Source organism: Vulcanibacillus modesticaldus, from assembly GCF_001730235.1.
Lineage (GTDB): Bacteria > Bacillota > Bacilli > Tepidibacillales > Tepidibacillaceae > Vulcanibacillus > Vulcanibacillus modesticaldus.
In genome coordinates this window covers 20,782-30,052 of sequence record NZ_MIJF01000022.1, presented here as the reverse complement: position 1 = coordinate 30,052, position 9,271 = coordinate 20,782, and the positions used below count along the sequence as shown (strand labels likewise).

The window sequence follows — 9,271 nt, the reverse complement described above, 5'->3', positions numbered from 1 at the left end:
GGTGGTCTAAACTTATTGAGTTGTCACAGGAATTTATTTTAGAGCAACAGTCTGCTTAATCTAACAGTATTAATTAGGCTCTGTTTTAAGAGTCTGCTTCAGTATGCTCTTTTTTGTCACTGTTTAAATGAAGTCATGCTTTTGCTATACTTGTTTAACCCTTTGTGAAGTTCTTTGTTCCCCAATTTTGTCATTCTTAATTTCTTTTTCACCAAACGTTTAATTTTTCATAGAACTTTTGACACTACCGATCATTAATAGACTGCATTAAAACTTAATATTTCAATTAATATGTTAGTTTCTTAAAACTTTATTTACAAAATGAATTTACATCCAATTTTAACACAATTGATTTATATTCGACAAATTAACGTTATTTCATACATTTCTGAAGAGTGAATATTTTTACTGAGTAAAATAGTGGCTAAAAAATTCCATGGAACTAGATACTGATGGGAATCCTTTCTATACTAAATATTTTTATCGAAGAAACAGTAATTATTTGGTAAAATTTTTTATATGGAGGAAGTGGATATAATGGCTGAAACCAATATTATGAAAAATACAAAATTTTCTTTTTTTATTGATTATAATAGGATCCGTAATGGTTTATATATCTTATATTCAAGGATTATTTGAGAAGATTTTACTATAAAAACAAAAGCTGACTGTACTAAAGTTGTAAGTTTTGATGATCTTGTCCGAATTTCGGATAATCAAAGAGAGTTATCAGAAGAGGTAATGTTATAAAAAAAGAAATCATTGGCTAGCTAAGGAAATTTCAGAAGGGTGACGAAACATTATTCCCTATTTAGTATAATTGAATGAACACCCGAATGATTTACTAGTTATTTGGTTATGCTATAACTACAACACGGAGCCTAACAAAACGAAGGTCATCGAGAATACTCCTTGATAAATGAAAAATATCTTTAAGCAATGCTAGTGGTTTAATACAACAATTAAATAACGGTTAATAATCCGCGGATAAACCTTCCCGTTTACCATAATTGTGACAGTAAATAAAGATAACAATTCCAAGAAGAAGATATACTCCGCTGTTAGTGAATAATCCTAATATACTAGAAGAAGGCAATTGAGCTCCGCTTAGAATGCTCATACTTAGTCTTATTCCTATTGTCAAGGGTAAAAAATCAGCAACCTTTATAACATATCCAGGAAGTTGCTCTAGCGATATAATTCCTCCAGTAAAAAATAGTAAAAAATAAGATATGATCGATTCAAAGGAAGCTGTTTTTGTATAAATCAATGTTAATGCAGAGAGAATTAAACCAAATCCAAATAGACCTGATAGTGTTACTAACATTATTGGTATGATTCTCAAGTCGAAAGGAAAAGATATCCTTAATGAAATTATAACAACAAACATTAATATTATTACTTTTATAAAGGTAATAAAAAACCATACCATAGTTCTTGCAGTCAATATTTTTAGTATATGCGTTGGTTTGAGCAGCAATTGTTCAAAAGTGCCAGTCTGTTTTTCAAACGATATAGAAATTGATCCTTCACTAATAACAGTTGAAGCGAAGAACCAGAAAATAAAACCTAGATGAAGATACTCTTGTCCTAAACCGGTTTTGCTTAATCCAACAAAAAAACCAATAAAAAAAATATATGTAACAACTAGTCCGACTATATGATCTGGATAATAACTACGCATTTCACAAAGATACTTATTAAATTCAGCTTTTAATATTCTAATAAAATTCAACCTTCTACACCTTCTTCCATTTATTGTAGATAACTTCTTCTAAACTTGCACCTTTACGTTTAATTGAATCAATTGTACAATTATATTTTGTCAATTCAGACGCAATAGCTGAAACGTAATCATAATTATCGTTTTCAACTGATATTTCAACCCACTCTTTATTTATTTTAATTTTGGTATCATTGTATTTATTCAATAATAAATTTTCGTCTATAAATCCCTTACATTCAATTACATATGAACCTGTTCCATGGAGTTTTTTTAAATCGGCAACAGATTCAAAAAGCTCAATTGTACCTTCATTCAACATTAGTATTCTATCAGAAAGTTCTTCTACTACATCAAGTTGATGAGAAGTTAATATAATCGTTATTTTATCATTAGTCGATAACGATTTTATCTCCTCTATTAACGTATTTTTTGAAATTACATCTAATCCAAGAGTTGGTTCATCTAAGAAAAGTACTTTAGGACTATGTATCATTGAGATTATTATAGCGAGCTTTTGTTGCATACCCCTTGAAAATTGACCAACTTTTTTATTTCTATCCTCAAATAAGCCAAATTGCTTTAAAAGTTTATTGCCTCTTATTGTTATGTCTTTCTCTTTTAAACCGTATAAACTACCAAAATATTGAATATTCTCAATCGCTGACATATACCAATATATATTTCTTGAACCTTCTAATACAACACCTATTTCATCATAATATGAGCTTCCAAGTCTAGATAAAGGAGTTCCTTGATAATATACTTCACCAGAAGTAGGATAGAGAAGGTTAGCTAATATTTTAATTAGCGTTGTTTTACCGGCTCCATTTTTACCAAGAATGCTTAGTATTTCACCTTCTTGTATGTCAAAATTCAACTCTTTTAGTACATTTTTCTTTTTATAATCTTTTGATAAGTTTTTAATACTATATTTCATAGGACCTCCTTTAACGTTCATTCTGTCAGACTCAATAAATTGACTTTGATTAATTACGCTCTTTATATTGCCATAATCTGACACATGAGATATCAAGAATTTGTCAAGTCCAACACCACATATACATTTATATAGCTTAGCATCAGGACTTATTATAAATTCATTTTCCTTATATAAACCACAAACAAATTCTGCACATCCTCCCATACCTCCCCATTGTAATCTAAAGTATGTTGATATCGCTTGTAGTCAGAATCGAATACAAGACTAAAAACAAGTTACATATCTATCTTAGATTCTAATATGTTATTGACCAAATTGGAAATATCATTCATGTTTTTCTTATTTAAATTTACATTTAATGTAATGGGAAGATGTTTTGAGTATCGCTTTAAATTCTCGAATATTCTGTTATAGTAGTGGTTCTCCACCAATAAAACAGAGTTCAACCTCTTCTGTTTATTTTTTACTAATTTGATCATTAATGAATTCAATAATGTTTTTTTATCATCATGAGTCATGATTTTTTGACTAGATAACTGATTTTGATAACATTACCCACACTTTAATTACATGAGTAATTTGTGTGTATTGGTGTTAGTATAAAAGCATAGACACGCAAAAATTATTTTAAGGTAATGGGAGGAGGTGATTTACCTTGAAAAAACTATTATTATTACTAGTTATTGTAATCATTTTGATAGTAACACTAGTAATATATTTTTATGAAAAAGATAAGAATACAATAGGTTTTAAAGTCTTGTACAATGGTTTTATTACAATTAACTTAAAGCTTGAGGATTTGCCGCCAACTGGTCCGATTGTGTTTACCTCATACGAACAATGGGAAGAATTTGGGGAAAAATATTTCCCCCAATATCAGGGGCTATATAGCTATATGACTATGTATGATGAAGTGAATTTTAATAAAGAGTATCTTGTTTTTCGAAGCACAATCGGTGCAAAAACCTGGTATAATCTATCCTTTACTTCAGTTGAAAAAGTAAAAATATTAAATAATAAAATAGAAATAGTTTTTAATGAAGATGAAAAAGCAAAAGATATATTAAATGGAATATTAACAACAAATGAGAAAGTTGAAGCAACCCATCCTAATATATTAATTTTGAAGGTCAAAAAAGAAGATATTCCGAGTAATTTAGAAAATCTTTATCAAAAAAATAAGGATTACGGGCGACCGTCAAAACTTAAGAGATAGGGCTCCAATTGAAGAAATAATCCTATATAAAAAAATGTAAAAAAATAAAAGGAAGTGCTTTTTATTGAAAAAACATTTATTATTTGTATTAATAATTACAGCCTTAATATTAATTGTATTTGTTACGAATGCTAATGAGAAAAAATTGAATTTTGAAGTTTTATTTGATGGGATGATTACATTCGATGAGTCACTAGGTTTTTTTCCTCCTAATGAAATTATTGTGTTCACCTCAAAGGAAGGATGGGAAGATTTTGGTAATAAATATTTACCGAATCATTATAAAAAAATATTGCATTATATCTCATATATAGATAAAAAAATAGATTTTTCTAATGAATATGTAATATATTATAGTAATGGTGTAAGTCCAAAATCTTTTTTTGATGGTTCTAGTCATATTAATAATATTATTTTAAAGAATAACGAATTAGATTTGGAATATTCTCGTGACCGTGGATCAATCATTCTTAATGAACTAGGTATTAAACATCCTTATATCTTTATTGGAAAGCTAAATAAAGAGGATATACCTATTGATTTAATAAATATTTATAAAGAAGATAAAGATTATGTGCCATATGATTAATTAGAGAGATAGGCCTTAAATTAAAGACCTATCTCTTTCTTTAATTATTAAGAAGTTAATGAAGAAAAACCACCAGTGTTTCCTGAAGAAGAATCTTTATCAATTTGGTGTTCACATTGTTTAATAAAATTTTTTAAATCAATATCAGCGCAGGAATATCCTATTAATTCTAGAATAGATTTACCAAATGAGATAATTTGATAAAAATATTAAAATTTTTTAAGGAGGGAGCAGCTGTGATAGCTATTACTAATGCTAAGTTGCTGACGGTTACTAAGGGTACTATCGAAAATGGAGTTATTTTGATTGAAGAGGGAAAGATTAAAGCGATTGGTGAAGATATCGAAATACCTGGAGATGCAACAATAATTGATGGACAAAACAAATGGGTTACTCCTGGATTAATAGACGCTCACACCCACCTTGGTGTTTTTGAAGAAACTATTGGATGGGCTGGAGCAGATGGAAATGAAATGACAAACCCAAGCACTCCTCATGTGAGAGCTTTAGATGCTATTAATCCCTTGGAACAAGGATTTGTTGATGCGTATATGGGTGGGATTACAACTGTCCAAATAATGCCTGGAAGTGCCAATGTTATTGGTGGAGAAATGTCAATTGTTAAGACTTATGGGCGAGTTGTCGAAGAAATGTTAGTCAAAGAGTTATCGGGAATAAAGGTAGCATTTGGTGAAAATCCTAAAAGAGTTTATGGAGAAAAAAAGCAAATGCCATCAACTAGAATGGGAACAGCTGCAGTTCTAAGAGAAAATTTAACCAAAGCGAAGAATTATATGAAAAAGATGGAAGAAGGTAACGATAAAAAAAGTCCAGAAGTAGACTTACAGATGGAGTCACTTATAAAAGTTATAAAAAGAGAAATTCCACTAAGGGCTCATGCACACCGAGCTGATGATATCATGACTGCCATCAGAATAGCCGAAGAATTTGAGATTGATTTAACATTGGAGCATTGTACAGAAGGTCATATTATTGCAGATATTATTGCAGAAAAAGGTTACAGAGCTGCTGTTGGACCAACACTTAGTAATCGTTCCAAGATTGAATTAGGCGATAGGGGTTGGCATACTTTAGTGGAATTAGATAAGGCTGGAGTACCTGTTTCTATTATTACAGACCATCCTGTTGTACCGATTGAATATATTAGTGTATCTGCCGCAATCGCTGTAAGAGAAGGTTTGGACGAAGAGACTGCCTTAAAAGCTATTACGATCAATCCAGCAAGGCATATGGGAGTTGAAGATAAAGTTGGTTCGTTAGAAGTAGGTAAAGATGCTGACGTTGTAATTTGGTCCGGTAATCCTTTTGATTTCCGAACAAAAGTTGAGGTAACAATTATTAATGGCAAAGTAGTATATCAAAGAGAAATGTAATTTATTAAGATAAAACGAACAATTTTTACAAAAAAGATATTAATGTTCGTTTTTTATTGACAGAGAAAACATCTCCAGTTAAACTATAAATATGAAGTAGTTATAAATTGATGTTGTTAAAAAAATATCGACTCGTATAATGTCAGGGATATGGCCTGAGAGTCTCTACCCAGTAACCGTAAATTACTGGACTACGAGTGAAAGTGAACCTAGGGTTCTCTACATGGGATTGATTTTAATGTATTGATTATTTATTCCTATGTAAAAGACCGAGTGGTTCAAGCATGCCATTATACCTTTTAATATGCATGCTACACCGAAGGGATAAAAGCCCAGGCGGGTAGGTTTCTCTCGTTTTCGATTGGGGAACCTACCTGTTTGGGCTATTCTGTTTTTAGGAAATTATTGTTTATACCAAATGGTTATGGATATATGAAAAAATCGTAAAAGGAATTTGGGAGGGAGAAGATGAGACAAAAACCACTAGTAGGTTTAATAATGGGAAGTCGTTCTGATTGGGAAACGATGAAACACGCTGCAGAAATTTTAGAGAATTTTAATATTCAATATGAGAAAAAAATAGTTTCTGCTCATCGTACCCCAGATCTATTATATCAATATGCTGAATCAGCAGAAGAAAGAGGACTAAAGGTGATAATCGCTGGTGCGGGAGGAGCAGCACATTTACCGGGAATGGTAGCTGCCAAGACCATCGTACCAGTGCTGGGAGTACCAATTAAGTCAGCAGCATTAAATGGTTTGGATTCCTTACTTTCAATCGCACAAATGCCAGGAGGGATCCCGGTTGGGACCTTAGCGATCGGAAAAGCAGGGGCTAAAAATGCAGGATTATTAGCGGTCTCGATTTTAGCAAATAATGATGTCTCTTTAAAAGAACGAATTCATCATTTTAGAAAAGTGCAAGCTAAGGAGGCATTAGTCGAACCATGGGAGAACTAATATTACCTGGTAAAACAATCGGGATAATTGGCGGTGGACAGCTGGGTAAGATGTTATCTGTTGCAGCTCAAACTTTAGGATATCGAGTTATTGTATGGAGTGAAGAAAGTGATTGCCCAGCATGCAATGTAGCAACATCAACTGTAGTCGGAAGTTTTTCAGATCAAAGAGCACTTAATCAATTTGTAGAAGTAGTGGATGTGGCTACAGTAGAAACGGAACATATTCCAATCACTACATTACGAAATGTTTCTAAGTTTATTCCGTTATATCCTGATCCAGAAGTTATAGCCATTGCTCAAAATCGAAGAAATGAGAAAGGATGGTTGGCAGAAAGGAATTTTCCAGTAGCTCCTTTTTTAAATGTTTGGTCTGTCGAAGAAGTAATCAATTTTCATCAAAAAACGGCCGATGAAGTTGTAGTGAAAACGATAACCGGTGGATATGATGGCAAAGGGCAGATGCGACTTTCGGCTAAAAAAATAACCGAAAAAGAAATTGTACAAATTCAAGAATGGTTAAAGCGATATGATGAATTAGTTATTGAAACTTGGTTGCAGATAAAAGGAGAATTTTCAGTAATCGCTGCCAGAAACAAGAGAGGTTCTTTTGTGCCTTTTCCTGTAGTTGAGAATGAACATAAAGATCATATTTTACATCGAACAATTGCTCCAGCGAGATTAGATAAGAAGATTGTGGATAAAGCAATAAGTCTCACAAAAGAAATAATGGAACAAATGGATTATGTGGGACTTTTATGTGTAGAGTTCTTTCAAGATCAAAATGGTGAGGTATATATAAATGAGCTAGCACCTCGCCCTCATAATTCGGGGCATTACACATTGGATATTGCTGTAACGAGTCAATTTGAACAAACGATTCGGGCAATAACCGGTTTACCACTCGGCGATACCAGAATTTTATCTTCCGGCGTAATGGTGAATTTATTAGGGGATTTATGGGAGAAAGATTTTCAAGTGGAAAAGATTTTATCAGAATCATCAACAAAACTACACCTATATGGAAAAAAAGAAGCAAGACCCAAACGGAAAATGGGCCATTTCACAACAATAGCGAATACAGTAGATTTAGCAATCGAAAAAGCGGAAAAACTTTACAAATCTTTATCATAATGGGGGATTAAAATGATTGAAAGATATACACGATCTGAAATGAAAGCTATTTGGACCGAGGAAAACAAATTCAAATCTTGGTTAGAAGTTGAAATCTTAGCCGCAGAAGCTTGGGCGGAGTTAGGAGAAATTCCTGAAGAGGACGTTAAAAAAATCAGGGCAAATGCTAAAATCAATATTCAGCGGATTTTAGAAATCGAAGAGGAAACAAAACATGATGTTGTGGCTTTTACCCGAGCTGTTGCCGAAACGTTAGGTCCTGAATCAAAATGGGTGCATTATGGTTTAACATCAACCGATGTGGTAGACACTGCACTTTCATACAGGATAAAACAAGCTAACGAGATTTTATTGAAAAATATTGAGGATTTTATCCAAATTTTAAGAGATAAAGCTATTGAACATAAATATACAGTTATGATGGGAAGAACACATGGAGTACATGCTGAACCAACAACTTTTGGCTTGAAAATGGCCTTATGGTATGAAGAGATGAAACGCAACCTAGAAAGATTTAAAAGGGTTATGGATGAAATAGCATACGGAAAAATATCTGGTGCTGTTGGAACATTTGCCAATATCCCTCCATCGATTGAAGAATACGTCTGCAAAAAATTAGGTTTAAAACCGGCTCCCATTTCTACTCAAGTTTTACAAAGGGATCGACATGCAGCATATATGTCAACCCTAGCATTAATCGGGACTTCCTTAGAAAAATTTGCTGTAGAAATTAGGGGACTCCAAAAGACAGAGACTAGGGAGGTTGAAGAATTTTTTAGTCGAGGCCAAAAGGGATCATCTGCGATGCCACACAAAAGAAATCCAATTGGTTCGGAAAATATTACTGGATTATCTCGAGTGTTAAGAGGGTTTATGGTTTCAGCATATGAAGATGTTGCACTATGGCACGAGCGGGACATTTCCCACTCTTCGGTAGAACGGATTATTATCCCTGATGCAACCATTTTATTAAATTACATGCTTAATCGCTTTGGCAATATTGTGAAAAACTTAACCGTATTTGAAGATAATATGAAGAAAAATATGGAGAAGACTTATGGCTTGATTTACTCCCAACGAGTTTTATTAGCATTAATTGATAAAGGGATGACTCGTGAAGAAGCCTATGATTTAGTGCAAAAAAAGGCGATGCAGGCTTGGAATGAACAAAGATCATTTAAAGAATTGATAAGCCAAGAGGAAAAGATCGTAAAGGTGTTAAGTAGTGAGGAGATCGATGAGTGTTTTGATTATCGATATCATCTGAAAAATGTTGATTATATCTTCGAGAGATTAGGCTTAAATGAATAAAT

8 protein-coding genes and 1 riboswitch are annotated in these 9,271 nt (G+C 32.5%); of the genes, 6 read left to right on the top strand and 2 right to left on the bottom strand.

Features of this window, described 5'->3' with window-relative positions; genetic code table 11:
- Window positions 1-973: 973 nt before the first annotated feature.
- On the bottom strand, window positions 974-1,735 hold the full coding sequence (locus BHF71_RS05485) for an ABC transporter permease (RefSeq protein WP_084024270.1): 762 nt from the start codon (window positions 1,733-1,735) through the stop codon (window positions 974-976).
- 4 nt (window positions 1,736-1,739) lie between these two features.
- Complete coding sequence (locus BHF71_RS05480; protein WP_069656667.1) at window positions 1,740-2,870, bottom strand: ABC transporter ATP-binding protein; 1,131 nt, start codon at window positions 2,868-2,870, stop codon at window positions 1,740-1,742.
- Between the two features lie 451 nt (window positions 2,871-3,321).
- On the opposite strand from BHF71_RS05480, the gene BHF71_RS05475 reads away from it, so the two are divergent.
- The 6 genes from BHF71_RS05475 (at window position 3,322) to purB (ending at window position 9,269) form a co-directional block, all read left to right on the top strand.
- Complete coding sequence (locus tag BHF71_RS05475; protein ID WP_069656666.1) at window positions 3,322-3,882, top strand: hypothetical protein; 561 nt, start codon at window positions 3,322-3,324, stop codon at window positions 3,880-3,882.
- 64 nt (window positions 3,883-3,946) lie between these two features.
- Window positions 3,947-4,471, top strand: a complete 525-nt coding sequence (locus tag BHF71_RS05470) for a hypothetical protein (protein WP_069656665.1) — start codon at window positions 3,947-3,949, stop codon at window positions 4,469-4,471.
- 236 nt (window positions 4,472-4,707) lie between these two features.
- Window positions 4,708-5,865 (top strand): amidohydrolase, encoded by a 1,158-nt coding sequence (locus BHF71_RS05465; protein WP_069656664.1) that lies wholly within the window; start codon window positions 4,708-4,710, stop codon window positions 5,863-5,865.
- Between the two features lie 112 nt (window positions 5,866-5,977).
- A riboswitch (purine riboswitch) is annotated at window positions 5,978-6,079 on the top strand.
- A gap of 254 nt (window positions 6,080-6,333) precedes the next feature.
- Window positions 6,334-6,825, top strand: coding sequence for a 5-(carboxyamino)imidazole ribonucleotide mutase (purE, locus tag BHF71_RS05460; protein ID WP_069656663.1), 492 nt, complete (start codon window positions 6,334-6,336; stop codon window positions 6,823-6,825).
- On the top strand, window positions 6,813-7,958 hold the full coding sequence (locus tag BHF71_RS05455) for a 5-(carboxyamino)imidazole ribonucleotide synthase (RefSeq protein WP_069656662.1): 1,146 nt from the start codon (window positions 6,813-6,815) through the stop codon (window positions 7,956-7,958). The genes purE and BHF71_RS05455 overlap by 13 nt, the downstream gene beginning before the upstream one ends.
- A gap of 12 nt (window positions 7,959-7,970) precedes the next feature.
- The gene (gene purB, locus BHF71_RS05450; RefSeq protein ID WP_069656661.1) at window positions 7,971-9,269 is read left to right on the top strand and encodes an adenylosuccinate lyase; all 1,299 of its coding nucleotides are present in this window, start codon (window positions 7,971-7,973) and stop codon (window positions 9,267-9,269) included.
- Window positions 9,270-9,271 lie beyond the last annotated feature (2 nt).